The sequence below is a fragment of the Undibacterium sp. FW305-107 genome, from assembly GCF_058788535.1.
On the sequence record NZ_JBYTAV010000001.1, the window covers coordinates 292812 to 309627 of the forward strand.

Annotated in this window: 13 protein-coding genes and 1 pseudogene; 9 read left to right on the forward strand and 5 right to left on the reverse strand. The window is 51.9% G+C overall.

Annotated features, from left to right (window positions below; genetic code table 11):
• Positions 1-62: 62 nt before the first annotated feature.
• Positions 63-1496, forward strand: a complete 1434-nt coding sequence (gene aspA, locus AC3WQT_RS01375) for an aspartate ammonia-lyase (RefSeq protein ID WP_492701511.1) — start codon at positions 63-65, stop codon at positions 1494-1496.
• 53 nt (positions 1497-1549) lie between these two features.
• The gene (locus tag AC3WQT_RS01380; protein WP_492701513.1) at positions 1550-2851 is read left to right on the forward strand and encodes a dicarboxylate/amino acid:cation symporter; all 1302 of its coding nucleotides are present in this window, start codon (positions 1550-1552) and stop codon (positions 2849-2851) included.
• 314 nt (positions 2852-3165) lie between these two features.
• On the opposite strand, the gene AC3WQT_RS01385 is transcribed toward AC3WQT_RS01380, so the two are convergent.
• Together AC3WQT_RS01385 and AC3WQT_RS01390 are read right to left on the reverse strand one after the other, a co-directional pair.
• Positions 3166-3777: a hypothetical protein gene (locus tag AC3WQT_RS01385; protein WP_492701515.1), complete on the reverse strand. Its 612-nt coding sequence runs from the start codon at positions 3775-3777 to the stop codon at positions 3166-3168.
• A gap of 285 nt (positions 3778-4062) precedes the next feature.
• Positions 4063-5271, reverse strand: a complete 1209-nt coding sequence (locus AC3WQT_RS01390; protein WP_492701517.1) for a YbfB/YjiJ family MFS transporter — start codon at positions 5269-5271, stop codon at positions 4063-4065.
• A 162-nt stretch (positions 5272-5433) separates the two neighbouring features.
• Here AC3WQT_RS01390 and AC3WQT_RS01395 point away from each other — a divergent pair, with 162 nt between their 5' ends.
• Complete coding sequence (locus tag AC3WQT_RS01395) at positions 5434-6378, forward strand: LysR substrate-binding domain-containing protein (protein WP_492701519.1); 945 nt, start codon at positions 5434-5436, stop codon at positions 6376-6378.
• Between the two features lie 212 nt (positions 6379-6590).
• Here the strand turns inward: AC3WQT_RS01395 and AC3WQT_RS01400 are convergent, their stop codons facing one another.
• Positions 6591-7049, reverse strand: a complete 459-nt coding sequence (locus AC3WQT_RS01400) for a hypothetical protein (RefSeq protein WP_492701521.1) — start codon at positions 7047-7049, stop codon at positions 6591-6593.
• A gap of 333 nt (positions 7050-7382) precedes the next feature.
• Complete coding sequence (locus AC3WQT_RS01405) at positions 7383-8126, reverse strand: ubiquinone/menaquinone biosynthesis methyltransferase (protein WP_492701523.1); 744 nt, start codon at positions 8124-8126, stop codon at positions 7383-7385.
• A gap of 400 nt (positions 8127-8526) precedes the next feature.
• Between AC3WQT_RS01405 and bufA2 the strand changes: the two genes are divergently transcribed.
• The 4 genes from bufA2 (at position 8527) to AC3WQT_RS01425 (ending at position 12482) form a co-directional block, all read left to right on the forward strand.
• On the forward strand, positions 8527-8796 hold the full coding sequence (gene bufA2 / locus AC3WQT_RS01410) for a BufA2 family periplasmic bufferin-type metallophore (protein ID WP_492701525.1): 270 nt from the start codon (positions 8527-8529) through the stop codon (positions 8794-8796).
• Positions 8797-8870: 74 nt separating this feature from the next.
• Complete coding sequence (gene bufB / locus AC3WQT_RS01415) at positions 8871-9713, forward strand: MNIO family bufferin maturase (protein WP_492701527.1); 843 nt, start codon at positions 8871-8873, stop codon at positions 9711-9713.
• An 8-nt stretch (positions 9714-9721) separates the two neighbouring features.
• Positions 9722-10495, forward strand: coding sequence for an HvfC/BufC family peptide modification chaperone (locus AC3WQT_RS01420; protein ID WP_492701529.1), 774 nt, complete (start codon positions 9722-9724; stop codon positions 10493-10495).
• Positions 10496-10865: 370 nt separating this feature from the next.
• Complete coding sequence (locus AC3WQT_RS01425) at positions 10866-12482, forward strand: hypothetical protein (RefSeq protein ID WP_492701531.1); 1617 nt, start codon at positions 10866-10868, stop codon at positions 12480-12482.
• A 267-nt stretch (positions 12483-12749) separates the two neighbouring features.
• On the opposite strand, the gene AC3WQT_RS01430 is transcribed toward AC3WQT_RS01425, so the two are convergent.
• A complete protein-coding gene (locus AC3WQT_RS01430; protein WP_492701533.1) occupies positions 12750-14813 on the reverse strand; it encodes a hypothetical protein in 2064 nt (687 codons plus the stop codon).
• A 356-nt stretch (positions 14814-15169) separates the two neighbouring features.
• On the opposite strand from AC3WQT_RS01430, the pseudogene AC3WQT_RS01435 reads away from it, so the two are divergent.
• Positions 15170-15616, forward strand: a pseudogene (locus tag AC3WQT_RS01435) (DNA cytosine methyltransferase); the annotation flags it as partial.
• Positions 15617-16046: 430 nt separating this feature from the next.
• Positions 16047-16694, forward strand: a complete 648-nt coding sequence (locus tag AC3WQT_RS01440) for a hypothetical protein (protein ID WP_492701535.1) — start codon at positions 16047-16049, stop codon at positions 16692-16694.
• Positions 16695-16816 lie beyond the last annotated feature (122 nt).

Consider the following 16816-nt stretch of genomic DNA (forward strand, 5'->3'; position numbering starts at 1 on the left):
TCTGATGAAATGCATGCAAACCCTACCAGCCCACGCAACCACGCAACCACCAGGAGTTTATTTTGTCTACACCAGCGACCAGAATAGAGCACGATTTGCTCGGCGACCGTGCCGTACCGGCGGATGCCTATTATGGCGTGCACACCTTGCGCGCGATTGAAAACTTCCCGATAACCGGCACGCCCATCTCCAGTTACCCTGAGCTGGTGGCGGCACTGGCCAGTGTCAAGCAGGCTGCGGTAATAGCCAACCACGGGCTGGGGCTGGTCAGTGATGAACATAGCAAGGCCATCATCAGCGCCTGTGAAAAAATCCGTACGGGCAAGTTCCATGCGCATTTTGTGGTGGACGTGATACAGGGCGGCGCGGGTACTTCCACCAATATGAATGCGAATGAAGTCATCACCAATATCGCGCTGGAAGAGCTGGGCCATGCTCGCGGCAGCTACAAGATCCTGCACCCGAATGAACAGGTCAACCTGAGCCAGAGTACTAATGATGTCTACCCCACAGCCTTGCGGATTGCGGCTTACCAGGGCATCCTGCGACTGGTCAGTGCAATGGAGGTGTTGAAGACTTCCTTCCATAACAAGGCGCTGGAATTCAAGGATGTGCTGAAGATGGGCCGCACGCAATTGCAGGATGCCGTGCCAATGACGCTGGGGCAAGAGTTCAGCACCTACGCAGTGATGATAGATGAAGACCAGGAGCGCCTGCGTGAAGCTGCCAAGCTGATGTGTGAAGTCAACCTCGGTGCAACCGCGATAGGCACGGGCATCAATACCCACCCGGATTATGCGCGGCTGGTGTGCCAGGCTTTGAAGGATATTACCGGCATACCGCTCTCCACTTCGCCCAACCTGATAGAAGCAACGCAGGATGTGGGTTCGTTTGTGCAGTTGTCGGGCGTGTTGAAGCGCGTTGCCGTCAAGCTGTCGAAGATGTGCAATGACTTGCGCCTTTTATCCAGCGGCCCGCGTGCGGGTTTTGGTGAAATCAATCTGCCTGCCGTGCAGGCCGGTTCCAGCATCATGCCGGGCAAGGTCAACCCTGTGATACCTGAAGTAGTGAACCAGATTGCCTTTGAGGTGATAGGCAATGATGTGACCATCAGCTTTGCGGCAGAAGCTGGCCAGTTGCAGTTAAATGCCTTTGAACCCATCATCGCGCACAGCCTGTTCAAGAGTGTCTCGCACTTGTCCAACGGCTGCATGGTGCTGGCAGAACGCTGTGTTGATGGCATCACTGCCAACCATGAACGCCTGCGCGAAATCGTAGAAAACTCCATAGGCATAGTCACCGCCCTCAACCCCTATATCGGTTACAGCGCCGCCACCGAAGTGGCACAACAAGCCCTGCTGAGTGGCAAAAGCGTCTACAGCCTGGTGCTGGAAAAGAAACTACTGACTGAAGCGCAGTTGAAGGAAATCCTGCAACCGCAAAGACTGACGATGCCACGCCAGGTCGAGATAGGCGAAACCATGATTGCCAAATAAGGCACAAGGATATCCGCGACAGAATTGATCAAACAAAACCTTAGGAGAGACAAATGAAAAAAAACAGACTGACCACATGGATCATCACCGGCATGGTGCTGGGGCTGATCACTGGCTACATCTGCCACCGCTATGCAGCAGATGCAGCGCACGCCAAGACCATTGCCGGTTACTTCAGCATCGTCACTGACATCTTTTTACGTCTCATCAAGATGATTATCGCACCGCTGGTGTTCACTACCCTGGTGGCGGGCATGGCGCATAGTGATTCTGGTTCGATAGGTCGGGTGGGCTTGAAAGCCATGACCTGGTTCATCAGCGCATCGCTGATTTCGCTGGCGATAGGCTTGCTGTTCTCTAACATCTTTGAACCTGGCCGTTCGCTGGCACTGACTTTGCCTGATGTGAATGCGACCACCAAGCTGGCGACTTCGTCACTGAACTTCAAGGACTTTTTGACGCATGTATTCCCGCGCAGCTTCTTTGAAGCGATGGGTAATAACGAGATTTTGCAGATACTGGTGTTTTCCATCTTCTTTGGTTTCGCCCTGTCTTCACTCAAAGGCAACGGCCCGCGCGTGCTGGTTAACGCGATAGAAGAAACCGCCAATACCATGTTGAAGATCACTGACTATGTCATGCGCTTTGCACCTATAGGTGTGTTCGCTGCCGTGGCTGCGGCAATTACGGTGCAGGGTCTGGAGGTACTGGTCACGTATGGCAAGTTCCTCGGCACTTTCTTCCTGGCGCTGGCAGTGTTGTGGGTGATCTTGATAGGCGTGGGCTTTTTGTTTTTGGGACGCGATGTGTTCCGCCTGATAGGCCTGATCAAGGAACCGATGATCATTGCGTTTTCTACCGCCAGCAGTGAAGCGTCTTATCCCAAGACCATAGAGCAGCTGGAAAAATTCGGCGTCAACAGCAAGATCACCGGCTTTGTGCTGCCGCTGGGTTATTCCTTCAATCTTGATGGTTCCATGGTCTACCAGGCCTTTGCCGTGATGTTCATCGCCCAGGCCTATGGCATAGAGATGAGCCTGTCGCAGCAAATCACTATCTTGCTGGTGCTGATGGTGTCAAGCAAAGGTATGGCAGGCGTCTCCCGCGCTTCACTGGTGGTGGTGGCCGCAGTGCTGCCCATGTTCAACCTGCCAGAAGCAGGCCTCTTGCTGATCATGGGCGTAGACCAGTTCCTCGACATGGGCAGGACAGCGACCAATGTGCTGGGTAATAGCATTGCGACCTCGGTCGTGGCGAAATGGGAAGAAGGCAAAGAGCCTGTTGCCACCGGTGTACCAGCGAATGAGTCTTATCAGGAACACGAACCTGTGTTGGCGAGGGTGGCGAATAGTTAAGGCCAGGATTTGATTGGTAGTGCTTGCAGGGATGGCGCGCGTAAAGTGTGCCATCCCTTTTTTGTAGGGTGCGTTATAACGCACCATGGATGCGCCGTAGAGCATGTGATTTCTGAAATTGAAATGCGGTGCGCTAATTGGTGCGTTATAACGCACCCTACTTGCTACAATTCTGGCTACGATATACAACGATATGGCGTGATGCATGTACGACTAATGCATACAGATAATCATGCATGCGATCGGGTTTCGCTAATCGTCACGACAGGCTAAAAAGTATTCACTCATCATTCAAGCGTTCACAAGCCATGGTTTCACTTAAACCGCATCGCCCTCAACAAAAGCCTCGCTTCACTGTCTGCATTTTTGTCAGGTGCAGGTGGTCCCCAACCTTTTTCTCTCGGCATCACCATGGGGGCATAGCTTGTACCAACGATATGATAGGTCGTTTTGCCGTTGACAAAGATATAGTTTGACGACACATGATGCGGCTTGTCGTTGACTGACACCTGATGGAAATAATGCAGGAAATTGCCCAGGAATTTGCTGTGTTGCAGTGTCGACAAAATAATGTCTTCGTGCTTATCAAGCGCACTCTTGATCGTTTTTAATAACTCTGCGCTGTCGCCATCAACTGGTGGCGGCAAGGTGATTACTTCATAGGTGAAAGGGAATATGCGCCCCTTTGATACAATTTTCACTCCCTGTATCTGGTTCGGTTCAGGGGAGAATTCAGAAATTTCCAGAGGTTGGGGGTCCAGTGCTTCGATCTCGCTCAAATCAAGGCTGTAGGGCTTGTCTTTAAAAATCGCTGCCGTCTCAGTTGCTGCCCTTGCTGGCGTTGCTGCCGACGCTGTCGGTGCAAGCAAGGCCAGCATCAGCAGTATAAAGAAGTGGGGTAGCGCTTGCAGTCCTGGTGCTTTCATTGATCAGCCTTGTTAGTGAGTGATAGCGGTTGTCTATGTGGAGTTCTACGTGGTGTGAACACTTCAATGAGATTATATCTAAGTAATGTTGAATGCATATTTTGGATATGGTAAGCGACTTGGTGGCTTTTTAGAAGCTTGGCCTTGATAAGAAATTTTGCAATGCTTACTTCATTGCATCATTGCATCACTGTATAAAATCTGCACCGTTCGCAACACACACATGCGGCGCATTGCAACGCGCCCTGCGCAATCCCTTTGCAAGCATCGCCGTCACATCCATGATCATGCATCCATACTTTGCACAGGCTTTTGCTGCCATGCGAGGATGCCGCCGACAAACAGCGTCAGGCCAGAAAATATCAGGCCACGTTCCAGCCCGCCAGTGCCGTCGGCTATCCAGCCTACGATGGTGGGGCCGACGATCTGGCCCAATGCAAACACGGTGGTGAAGGCGCTGATACCAGCAGACCATGCTGCTGGCCTGGCATTGTGCCGCACCAGCGCGGTGGTGGATGCCACTGCTGACAAAAACACTGCGCCAAACAAAATGCCGGATGCAAACACGGCGAAGACATTGCTACTCAGTGCGGGCAGCAATGCCGCCAGACCCGCCAGCGAAGTCAGAATAGCGAGTGACTGCCCACCCTTATAACGGTCCAGCATGCCTGCCCAGATGCGCGACGAGGCCAGCACCGCCAGCCCAAGCAAGGAATAAAAACCAGTGATGGCTGGCGCAGGCATACCCTGTTCTTTCAACAGGGCGACGACAAAGGTCATATAGCCTATGTAGCCTGCGCCAAACATGAAATAGCCCGCCAGGCCAAAACCAAACGCCCTGATACTGAACGCGCTTCTGGCCCCCGCCTGGCCAGGCAAATCCTGTATGGCCCGGACAGGCAGACTCATGACGATGGTCGCCAGCAGGCAGACTGCGCCCATCGTCAGCCACGGCCACTGCCAGGCATGCTCGACATGCTGTGCCTGTGCCGCTGCCAGCGTGGCAGGAACCAGCAGGGCAGACAGGGTAATGCCAAAGCCCGTGCCGCCGTAATACAGCCCTATCAGCAAACCCGCACGCGCAGCATGCAAGCCACCCAGGCGCGAGATCAATACGCCACCCGCAATAAAAATCAGTGCGCTGGAGATGCCTGCCAGTATGCGTTGCAGCAGCAAAAAGCCGGTTGCAGTGACCATGCCTGACACCAGCATGAATATGCCCGTCAGCACGGCGCCACCCGTCAGCAGGCTGTGCGCACGACAACGCCGCATCAACATGGGCGTGATCAGCGCACCCAGAAAATAGCCGAGTGCGTTGCCGGTATTCATCACCCCTGCCAGCAGATAAGACCAGCCCAGGTCGGTGCGCATGGGTGGCAGCAGCAGGCCGTAAGAAAAGCGCGACAGGCCCAATGCAATTGCCGCCCCCAGCGACAATGCCAGAGCGGTCAGGACGGGGCGTTGTTGTGGAAACTGACTGAACATTCCTGGCATTACCTGCACCTCAAAATTGGGGCTGCCCCGGCAGCCAACATGTTTTATGCTCATGCGATAGAATGCATCTCATCAAACATCATGCTGTCCATTTTATAGGTAGAAGAGTGATGTACAAACGTAATTTGTGCATGTCTTGCATGAACTATATTCATGAGTATCATGAGTAACCCCTTACTTCACTTGCCGCCGCTCGACGCCATCCGTGGTTTTGTCGCCGTTGCCCGGCGCATGAGCATTACCATGGCGGCGGAAGACCTGTGCCTGACGCAATCTGCCGTCAGCCGCCAGATACAAAGCCTGGAAGAACATCTGGGCAGCAAACTGTTGATACGCAAACACCGCGCCATCGCCCTGACCCCGGCGGGCGAGCAACTGCTGCAACTGGCCTCGCCCTGGCTGGACAAGCTGGCTGCCTACAGCATGTCCCTGCAACAACAGGGGCAGTTGCAGGCGGTGACCATGACTGCGTCCATCAGCGTCACAGGTTTGTGGATATTGCCAAGGCTGGGCGCGTTCCAGGAAGCGCATCCGAATATCGACGTGCGTGTCTCCGCCAACAACCGCACGCTGGATTTGAAGAAAGAAGGCCTGGACCTGGCAATACGCTATGCCCGCGCGGCAGATGTGCCAGCGCATGCGATCAGGCTCTTCGGTGAAAAGGTCATGCCCGTGGCCTGCCCAAAAATCGCCGCCCGCGCGTTTGCCCATCCGCAGGCCTTGCTGAATGAAGTCTTGCTGGAACTTGATGAGCGCGCCCTGCCCTGGCTACGCTGGTCAGACTGGCTGACCGCCACCGGCCTGCTCAGCATCAGGCCAGACGCAAAACCCAAGGCCTACCTGCATCTCAACCAGTACGACCAGGTCATCCACGCCGCCCTGGAAGGGCACGGCATCGCCCTGGGCCGCGCCGCGCTGATACAACCCATGCTAAAGGATGGCCGCCTGGTGGCAATGGATGACACCCGCCTGGGCAATAGCGACTATGCCTACTGGCTCATCGACGAATCATCTTCGCCACGCGCCGAAGTTCAGGTGTTCAGGGACTGGATTATTGCGGAGGCGAGGCAAACGGATCAGGCATCTGAAAGTCTGGCGAACACCTGAGACAACAAGTAAACAAACTGAGCGCGTTGCTCCACACTGAATTGCATCATCGCCGTGATGTAGGGCGCATTATAATGCGTCGTATGAGATCACCGCATACCGGGGAAGAATATCTGTGCCGTGTACGACGCGCACAGCGGTGCATTGCGATACGCCCTACGTCACGGCAATGCTTGAGTGAGCCATGCCTCTATGTGCTTACGCCAAACTTGTTACATTGACGTCCCTGATTTGTCACCGACATATCTGTCTTCTTCCGCAAAAACTATTTTTTTCGCTGCCCGCCAGCGTACAAACTCTGCCACCATCAGCAAAGCAAGCAAGATAATCTGCGTACCAGGTCGCCAGAGGGAGAAAGCAGACAGGATGATGAGAAGAGGAAGCGCGGCCAATTCTGCCTTGCTCCTGTACGGGATAGTCCTGTCCCTGAGGAACACCTGGCAATGCGGGCATTGCAGCTTATAGGATTGTGGCCAGTACCATTTCACATGCGGCGGCCAGAGTGCAACAGCAGCCTGGTCAAAACGGCAGGCGCAATCCGGGCACCGGTACTTGCCAGTATCCTGTGCTGTATTTGGTGCTGTAAATTCTGGTTCGCAGTGCAGACAAACCGCATTGGGCGCGGCCAGAAGAGCGCCGCAATTTGCACATTGAGATACGTTAGCTACCATAAATTCTGGGCTCTGTTTAAAAAATAGGAGTGAATCAGACACAGGCGAATTACCATCAATCCTGGATACTATACGATCAAATTAATCCTTACAAATGCGGAATGACGGGAGTCTGTTTAGTTTAGTATCGTAGGTACGATTAGCGCAGCGTAATCGTACGCATGTCAGCAAAATCCTGCTATTTTCAAAACTGATTTTCATGGGAAATTGCATGAGTAAAATTTTTGTTCTTCCGGCAGATTAAGGCATGGCTGTTCTATATATTTTTGTAATTTCAAAGCTCAACATGCGTACGATTACGCGATCTAATCGTACCTACCCTGGCTCCGCTCGTCACCCCGGCTTCCGCGCCGTATGCACTGCCACTATCCCCAACGACAGTCTTTCAAACTGGATATCGCTAAAGCCCATATCCTGCATCTCGGCAGCGAGTTGTTCTGCGCCTGGGAATTCGCGTACGCCTTGCAGCAGATATTTGTAAGCCGAGGCATCGCCGCCGGTGGCTATCCATGCGATGATGGGGGTGCAGATGGACATATAGGTCAGGTAAGCGCTATGCAGCCATGCGGGGCGGATGTTGGAAGCTTCTAATATGATCAGGCGGCCACCAGGGCGCAGGACGCGCAGGGCTTCTTGCAGGGCCAGGTGGCGCTGGCAAATTTTGAGGCCCAGTGAAATCGAATAAGCATCGACACTGCCGCTGGCAATATCAGGCATGCTGTGCATATCCAACTGACACAGCCGCACTTGCTCTCTATGCTGGCCCAGCTTGCCTTGCGCAATCGCCAGCATTTGCGGGCTGATATCAGAGGCGATGATGTGGCGGCTGGCGGGTAGCTGTTTTGCCAGCACGCGCAACATGATGTCACCTGTGCCGGTTGCGCCATCGAGCAGGGTTTGCCATTCTTCCTGCGCGATGATGTCGGCGACGCGGCGCTTCCAGGTACGGTGTATGCCAAAGCTGAACAGGTCACACAGACTGTCATAGCGGCTGGCAATGCGGCCAAAGACGTCATCGATTTCGGCGACGAATTCAGCGGCATTGTCGGATTGTCGTGTGGGTATGTGCTCAGACATGCTTACGGCAAGAATTAAATAAATCGTGAGTGTAGCGTATCACGCAAACCAGTATCCGTTTTCATCATCCCCGTGATGTAGGGCGCATTGCAATGCGCCCTACAGTTATGGCTTCGATATGCAGTTCCGTGCACACTGACCCGCTAGTTTATCAATATTGATATACGGCATCTTATTGGTGTGCAGGGTATGCCCACATTTCCTGGTTTTTCCTCTCCAAAAATTTTTTTAAAATATTTTAAAAAGAAGTGTAAGTAATCTGAAATCCGTCCGACTGATGCTTAAGTTCTGCTTGTTGATGCTGACGATAAGGCAGGCAAAGAACTTGGTTTGACTTTCAATAGCACTTAAATAGTAATTAATTACCTTCACTTATTTTATATTTTACGGAGAACACATCATGAAAAAATCTATCCAAACTGGTGCCCTGATCGCTGCTGCTGCCGCTACTCTGGCTTTGTCTGGCTTTGCTGTTGCTGGCACAAGCACGATCAGCGCTGGTGACAAGGTACATTGTTCTGGCATCAACAGTTGCAAAGGTACTAGCGATTGCAAAACAGCAGAAAACGCATGCAAAGGCCAAAATTCTTGCAAAGGCCATGGCTTTGTAGCGGTAGCTGCTGGTCAGTGCCTGGCCAAAGGCGGCAAGATCATTGATCTGGATAAATAATCCTTATTGATTGATGAAATGCGCTGACTATCATGGTCAGCGCATTTTCTGTTTCCACTCTACACACATTCATCATGACAAATCCCCTCACCTCTTCCAGCTTTGGCCTGGGTTTGCGTACCGACCATTATCTGTCCATACTGGCCGATAAACCGGCTGTGGACTGGTTCGAGATCTTGTCTGAAAACTATATGGTGCCCGGTGGCAAACCACTGGCGATGCTCGATGCCATACGCGCTGATTACCCCGTGGTCATGCACGGCGTTTCGATGTCGATAGGCACGGCAGAAGGCCCGACGGATGACTACCTGCGTGACTTGAAAAAGCTCATCGACAGGGTTGCGCCTATGTGGGTGTCTGACCATATCTGCTGGACGGGTGTGCATGGCAAGAATATGCATGACCTGTTCCCGCTGCCATATAACGAAGAAACGATAGACCTGGTCGCCAGCAATGTGCGCCGCGTGCAGGATGTGCTGGGGCGCAGGCTGGTGCTGGAAAATGTATCGAGCTATCTGCAATACAGCAGCGACAGCATGCCCGAATGGGAATTTGTCGCCGCCATTGCCGAACAGGCTGACAGCATGATTTTGCTGGATGTGAATAATATCTACGTCAGCAGCATCAACCATGGTTTTGACGCGATGGCATATTTGCGCGGCATCCCCCTTGACCGGGTCCAGCAAATTCACCTGGCCGGGCATAGTGATCACGGCACGCATATTGTCGATACCCATGACCAGCCCATCGCCGACCCGGTATGGGCCTTGTATGCGCAGGCGATACGCCGCTTTGGTGCAGTGCCCAGCATGATAGAGCGTGATGACAATATCCCGCCGCTGGCAGAGCTGGTGGCTGAACTCAATCAGGCTCGCCGTATTTGTGCCGACATACTTTCACCAGCCATTGCGGCATAAAGGTGACAATGATGAACGCGACCCAGACCCTGCAATCAGATTTCCAGCAATTTATTTTAGGCCAGCGCGATGCGGGCAGCATGCACAGGCACCTGGCCGAAACACCCGGCCTGGGGCGTGATGCCCGGCTGGACATTTATTACCAGGCTTATCGCCTGCGCCTGCGCGATGCATTGTCTGAGGCTTACAGCAAGACCCATGCATATCTGGGTGACGAATTATTTTATCAGGCCTGTGCACAGTACATAGAAACCCATCCCTCTCACTATCGCAACCTGCGCTGGTTTGGCGATGCATTTGCACAGCAGTTACGTACGCAGTTTGCCGAACACCCACAAGTCGCTGAGCTGGCGCAATTTGAATGGGCGCTGGGCCTGTCCTTTGATGCGCCTGATCACGCTATCCTGACACTGCCTGATCTGGCAACAGTCAGCGATTGGGAGACCGTGGGTTTGCGCACCAGCAACTCGCTGCAATTCATCCCCATGCAATGGAACAGTGTGGCGATCTGGCTGGCGTTAAATGAAGACAGCACACCGCCTGCGCCAGAGTGCACAGAGCAAGCGACCGCGTGGATGGTCTGGCGCAAGCAGTTGCAGGCGCATTTCAGGTCATTGGGTACAGAAGAAGCCCAGGCCTTGCAGCAATTGGGAACAGGCATGCGCTTTGCCGATGTGTGTGAACAGGCGGCAGAAAATAATCCAGAGATTGCCAGTGAAATAGGTGGCTGGCTGCAGACCTGGGTGGTGGATGAAATGCTGGTGGAAGCGACAGAAGTTTAGCCATCAGCATGACCACGTGCGGCGTAAAATTCGGTACATCCTCATCGCCAATATTGCCGTGACGTAAGGCGCATTGCAATGCGCCGTAGGACATTGCTGCTCACACATTAGCTCACCATCACCATACACGACGCACATAAGCGACATACATAAGCGGCTCAATATATTGAGTCCTGGGTCTGCGTGTTTTCCATCATCGCTGTCAACAAGTCTGGGGTAAAGGTCTACCCTCGCCCAACATTCCCGCATGGCAATTATATCGACTTGTAAAGCACTGAAACAATTTGACACAAGCAGAAGGCCAATGTTTTAATCCACGCTTTGATTTTGGCGAAACGCGTGCCATTCCACCGACTAAAAAATAAACCACATGGAATTTGACCCTTTCGCCCCCAAGCCGCAAAGTCGGCCAAGTCCATCTGCCACCGGCACCCTGAGTCTGGAAGACTGGGATAAACCCGCCGCAAAAAAACCAGAGCCAGTCGCCACGCCATCCAGCCAGCGCGAACTGACGGGGCATGACATTTCCAATCTGAATCCCAAAGCATTTCGCAATGCCAATCTGAACCTGGAATTTTATGCGCCAGGCAGCTGGAAAGAAGTCAAGAACAGCCGCTCACTGCATTTGCTGGACCCGGCAACCGGCACCAAGCTCGAAGCCAATGGCTTTGCACGCGACCATATATCCATAGAAAAATGGGTGGGCATGCGCCTGCACATTGTGGACAAGGAACTGCCGCACATGCAGCAGGTGGCCAAGCCCAGCATCATCAAGGGTGAAAACTGGGGTAACCGCATCCAGGGTATCGTGGCAGAGTACAAAGGCAAGCAGCCAGGCGATGACGAAGAAAGCCATATGCTGATTTGCTGCATACGTACCGACAGCATGCTGGTCTCGATTGCGATCACGGCGAAAGCCTCCGTGTTTGCCATCAACCGTGCCGTGTATAACTGGATCTTCAGCCGCACGGACATCAATGCGTTTCCTGCCATGGCGGGTAGCACAACACCTGCCAGCAGCACAAATGCCAGGACCAGAGATGTTGGCGGCAGCGGCGGCAACAATTCCTCCGCAGGCAATGTGCAGTTTGAACATCACCACGGTGCCAGTGACGAAGTAGGCCGCCTGGCCAGCGGCCAGCGCTTGCTCATCCTCGGCATTGTGGCTTATTTTGTGCTGGCAGCTTGGGCCAAGAATGTTGATTATGGCAGCCGTGCAGAATTGATGTCGATTTTCTGCCTGAGCGTGATGACCATCATCATGAGCATCTTTGGTTTCTTCCGCGTTGCTGGCGGCCTGGGCTGGTCTGGCGGCAAAACAGCATTGATGTTCCTGCTGTCTTTTGTCCCTATCGTGAACATCATCCTGATGGTGGTCTTCAACATGAAAGCCACTGCCCTGATCAAGGAAGAAGGCTATAAAGTCGGCCTGTTTGGCGCGCGCGAGGCCATTCCCGATGATAACCATGACCTGCGCAATATCTTCCTGGTCAGCCTGGCGCTGACCGCCTGCATGTATGCGATGTCGGGCAAGTTTATCAAGCCCCCAAAAGAAGACCCGGTTGCCGAATTTTCACCACCTGATCAACGCTACACCATCAGCATGCCGGGCACACCAACAGAACAGGCAAACCCCAAAGCCGAAGGAGTTTTCAACAACCACAGTTACTCGCTGCGCGCTGGCAAGATGCAGTATGGGATTACCTCTTTCGACCTGGCTGTGCGACCTGCTGATGCGACATACTTCCTCGACACGCTCAGGGAGAGTATCGTCAGCCAGGGCAAGATCAATATCACCGACGAAAAAACCATACGGGTAGAAGGCAACACCGGCCGCAGCCTGATGCTGTCTGCCAAGGGCGGTGTCAAGCGCGTGGATTATTTCCTGGTCGGAAAAACCGTCTACATCATCGAAGCCGGCGCCCCCAAGGACGAAGCAAATTCACCCAAGATAGCGGCATTTTTTGATTCTTTCCATTTGAATTGACTGGCTGACTTGATAAGCTGGATTCACCGACATTACCAAATGCTGCGTCATACAGATGATGCAGCATCAGCGCTCTGGCGTACCAGCTAGCATCACCTTGCGTGACGATTCCATATACCGCACGATCATCATCTCACTACTATCATTGCAGTAATGCAGGGCTCATTGCAATGCGCCCTGCGATTATCCATTTATTCATTGACCAAAGTCACCGCAAAGTGGAATGCCTGCGCCTGATTGCAGCACTCTTCAGGATGCCTGAGCATTTTAGAAATTACGTGCCACCACGACACCGTGGTAAGTCGTGACATACAAAGCATCACCGCTAAAAACCACAGACTGGGGTTTGGACAAGGCACCTGGCAGTGTCCCGGGGGTGAAGCCTTCCTGACCGGCTACCCCTATCAATGTGCTGACCAGGCCTGCTGGCGTGATTTTACGTACGGTATGATTGTCCGTATCAGCGACGTAAAGATTGCCTTTGGTATCAATACTCAGGCCTTGCGGACGGTTGAAGCGGGCTGCCGCGCCACTGCCGTCAGCACTGCCTGCCTGGCCGCTGGCACCTGCAAAAATGCTGCTGACACCTTCGCTGGAAATTTTGAAAATCACATGATTGCCACCATCTGCCACATAGAGATTGCCACTGCCATCCACCGCCATGCCGTTAGATACCAACGGCGTCAAACGTACCGACGCAGGATTGCTGAAGTAAACTGCCTGTCCCAAGGGGACGCTGGCAAATGTATCGACCAGGCCGGCTATCGTCATCTTGCGTATGGTTTTATTGGCGATGTCGGCAATCAGCATATCGCCATTGCTGGTGGTGACTATACCATTCGGTGAATTGAACCTGACATTACTGCCTGTTCCATTGACCAGGCCATACCGGTCGACCGTACCAGCCAGTTGCGTGATGACGCCTGCGGGGCTGATCTGGCTGACCGTGCCTATCGTGTCTGCAACATAGACATTGCCGCTGGCATCTATCGTCAAACCATGGATCTGGTTGAATTTTGCCGTGCTGTTGACCACAGTCGTGACCATGCCTGCAGCGCTGATCTTGCGCAAGGCAATGCCATCTGAGAGGAGCAGATTACCGCTGCTGTCTGCAGTCAGATTAGCTGGTGCATTGAAGTTGGCCACTGCGCCGTTACCATCAGCCATACCCCAGACAATACTCGAACCGGCCAGTGTCGTGACGACACCTGCAGCGCTGATTTTGCGCACTTTGAAATTTTTCGTATCTGCCACATACAGGTTACCGGCGCTGTCGCTGGCTATGGATTCAGGCGTATCAAAACGTGCTGATGAACCTGTACCATCTTCTGGGCCCGTCAGCCCGGCAACACCTGCAATTGTACTGACCACACCGGCAGGTGTGATTTTTCGTATTAAGCTGTTGAGCGAATCTGCTACATACAGATTGCCTGCCGCATCCAATGCCACTGCGCGTGGTTCCTGGAAACGGGCTGCTGCCCCTGCCCCGTCAAGGCTGCCTGTTTCACCAGCGCGACCGGCAATGGTGCTAACCACGCCTGCAGCGGTGATCTTGCGTATCACGTGGTTGTATTTGTCCGGCACATAAACATTGCCTGCATCATCTACCGCCAGATCACCTGGCCAATAAAAGCGCGCATTTGCACCTGCCCCATCCTCAGAACCCGCCACCCTGAACTGCCCGGCCATAGTCGTCACCACGCCTGCCGGTGTGACCTTGCGTACGGTCTGCTCATCAGACACATATAAATTACCCGCCTTGTCAATCGCCAGACCATTCAGCATGTTGAACCTGGCAGTATTGCCAGGGCCGTCAACGGGGGAATCACATGCATTGCCAGCCAGGGTTGACGAGACAGCAGCAGGTGTCAGCTTAAGTATCTTGCAGCCGTAATCAAGGACATAGATATTACCAGCAGCATCTGTCACCATATGGTCGAATTTAAACAACCTTCCACTGCTGCCGGTGCCGCCTGCAGATGTTCCACCCGCAAAGGTCGTGACCACGCCAGCCTGGGTGATTTTACGCACGCGCCCGTAGTCGCCGACATACACATTACCGCTGCCATCAACAGCAATACCGCTCAAGACGTTAAAGCGTGCATAGGCACCAGCACCGTCGGCATTGCCAGAGCCACCGACATTACCAGCAAACAGGGCGATGCTGCCGGTACTTACAGTACCAGTGTTGCCACTGCCATTGTTACCACTATTACCGCCATCAACGGGATTGGAAGTTGCCACATTACTGCCACCACCACCGCAAGCAGATAATATGGCTGCCGTCATCAGGCCAAGCAAGGGAGTACGTAAGTGCGTGAATTTCGTCATGGATGACCTTTATGAGTTTGCACATCATGCAAGCGACCTCAGAACCGCATGAAAAGGAAACCCTTTGCAGACAATCTGGACAAGCTCGCATAGAGCATTTGATCCTGATGAAATATGATTTGCCAGGCAATTAAAATTTCATATGGGAAATTAATTGCAAGGATGGTATCACAATATTAATAATAGAGTGACAAGCCATCATGGCAACTGTATTCAAACGAGGAGATGGGACATAGCCTTCGCTCCAAATACGAAAGCGGACCAATAATAATTTGTGCTAGGTAAAGAGATTCAAATGTACGCGTAAACTAGTTCAAAGTTTCGCGTCGCCTTAAAGTAAAGTTGGCAGAGACTTCCAGACAGTCGTTGAATCCCTTGCCGACTGCGGGTATGTGGGATACTGGCGAGTGCTTAATGCTCAGTATTTCGGAGTCCCCACGCGCCGCCGTCGCGTTTTTCTGGTCGCAGGTCTTGGACAGTATCCCCCAATTGGGCTGCTGGCTGACGCCGCAGCAGTGGGAGCTTTTTCTGGCTCGACGAGCCCGGCAGACTACCCCGCAGAAATCGATGGATGGGCTTATCCTACCCTTCTATCAGGAAGCGCAACCTCACAAATCAATATCAGTGGTTCGGGCCTCATCTTTGCCGAAGAGCACAGGCATAAGATGGTTGATCGGATCGGAGAGGTTGAAAATAATGGGATTTGCCGGGGACTAGATGAGGCCCACTTTGCGGAAACTCATGCTGCCGGAAACGCCGTTGTCCCGCAAGTCGCGGAATGGATTGCAAACAGACTGAAATAGATCAAATGCAATCAGTATCTACAAGCACATACGAGATTTATTGTTGTACATTTGATTCACTTAACAATAGTTAACATTGGATTTTTTATTAATTTTAATACTGTTCTCATAGGAGAAATTCAGCTGAGTGTATATACAGTTATGTACAATTTTCAACTATCTGTTTTCATTGTATGTGGATATATGCAGAAGTACAGCATTACAATGTGCGTCAGTAGCACTGGAGGAAATATAGAGCGCTATGAGATTGCAATATAAAACTACTCGTATTGCTTTCGCTTGACAGTTTTCCGGGACAAGTCACTTGTCCCGGAAAACAAAGAACCCACTTGTGCAGGTACTTTAGCTTGGAATCTAACAGTCTCGGGCATGAGCTGGTTCTTGTCAAATAAATTTTATACAAAAATCTTTTTTGATTAAAGGAGCCAACATGGCACACCAAATTGCAGCAGTAAAAAAACTTGAGTCATTTAGCCAAGCTAAAGGCAAAAATATGACGGAGCAATTAGCAGTACTGCTTGATTCAAGATCAGTTTCCGAAACTACTCTGTTGCATGACCTTTTAAAAGAGCACCGCGGCGACATGATTAGTCGGGGAACGTTCCATTCCAGCATGTACATTCTTGGAGTGTTAAGAATTTGCGCTGATTACGTTGAGAAATACAGTGCAGGAGCATTGGAAGACTACAAGCGTGCAATTTCTTCTGATTTAGACAAATATGATGAAACATATTTGTCCAATACAGCCACTACACTTTTAAATCGCATCTCACAAGAGAAGGATAAAGTGCAAGGAATTCTTATATCAAATGCAGGTGACGTCGCTGCTGCAATGTCCAATAAAGGCTTGCTCGACTACAAGTCTCTTGATAGCGCATTCCAAAGTGTTTGGAATAGGTCAAAAGCAGAAATCGAAATATTCAATGCAAAATTAATTGAAAGCAGGCCAACTTTTTATACTCTCTTAAAAGAGAAATGGGAACGACAGCCCGTTGTAGTTGCCTTTACAGTAGTCGTTACGGTAATCGTATTCTTAGGCGGTTTTCTTGAAAAAATACAGAAAATGATTTTCTTTTAAATTAGAAACTTCCTTATTTTTTCTATGCTGTCTGACCAAAAAGTCCGCTAACATGCGGACTTTTTCAATTTTTGAAAAATGCAAATTCATTTGCAAATCTGTGCAAAGTATTGCGCAGCCTT

Excerpts from the sequence above, each read along its gene's own strand:
- AC3WQT_RS01395 (WP_492701519.1), top strand. The coding sequence starts at position 5,434 with ATGAGTAACCCCTTACTTCACTTGCCGCCGCTCGACGCCATCCGTGGT.
- AC3WQT_RS01400 (WP_492701521.1), bottom strand. The coding sequence starts at position 7,049 with ATGGTAGCTAACGTATCTCAATGTGCAAATTGCGGCGCTCTTCTGGCC.
- AC3WQT_RS01405 (WP_492701523.1), bottom strand. The coding sequence starts at position 8,126 with ATGTCTGAGCACATACCCACACGACAATCCGACAATGCCGCTGAATTC.
- AC3WQT_RS01425 (WP_492701531.1), top strand. The coding sequence starts at position 10,866 with ATGGAATTTGACCCTTTCGCCCCCAAGCCGCAAAGTCGGCCAAGTCCA.
- AC3WQT_RS01390 (WP_492701517.1), bottom strand. The coding sequence starts at position 5,271 with ATGCCAGGAATGTTCAGTCAGTTTCCACAACAACGCCCCGTCCTGACC.
- bufB (WP_492701527.1), top strand. The coding sequence starts at position 8,871 with ATGACAAATCCCCTCACCTCTTCCAGCTTTGGCCTGGGTTTGCGTACC.
- AC3WQT_RS01385 (WP_492701515.1), bottom strand. The coding sequence starts at position 3,777 with ATGAAAGCACCAGGACTGCAAGCGCTACCCCACTTCTTTATACTGCTG.
- bufA2 (WP_492701525.1), top strand. The coding sequence starts at position 8,527 with ATGAAAAAATCTATCCAAACTGGTGCCCTGATCGCTGCTGCTGCCGCT.
- AC3WQT_RS01430 (WP_492701533.1), bottom strand. The coding sequence starts at position 14,813 with ATGACGAAATTCACGCACTTACGTACTCCCTTGCTTGGCCTGATGACG.
- AC3WQT_RS01380 (WP_492701513.1), top strand. The coding sequence starts at position 1,550 with ATGAAAAAAAACAGACTGACCACATGGATCATCACCGGCATGGTGCTG.
- AC3WQT_RS01420 (WP_492701529.1), top strand. The coding sequence starts at position 9,722 with ATGATGAACGCGACCCAGACCCTGCAATCAGATTTCCAGCAATTTATT.
- AC3WQT_RS01440 (WP_492701535.1), top strand. The coding sequence starts at position 16,047 with ATGGCACACCAAATTGCAGCAGTAAAAAAACTTGAGTCATTTAGCCAA.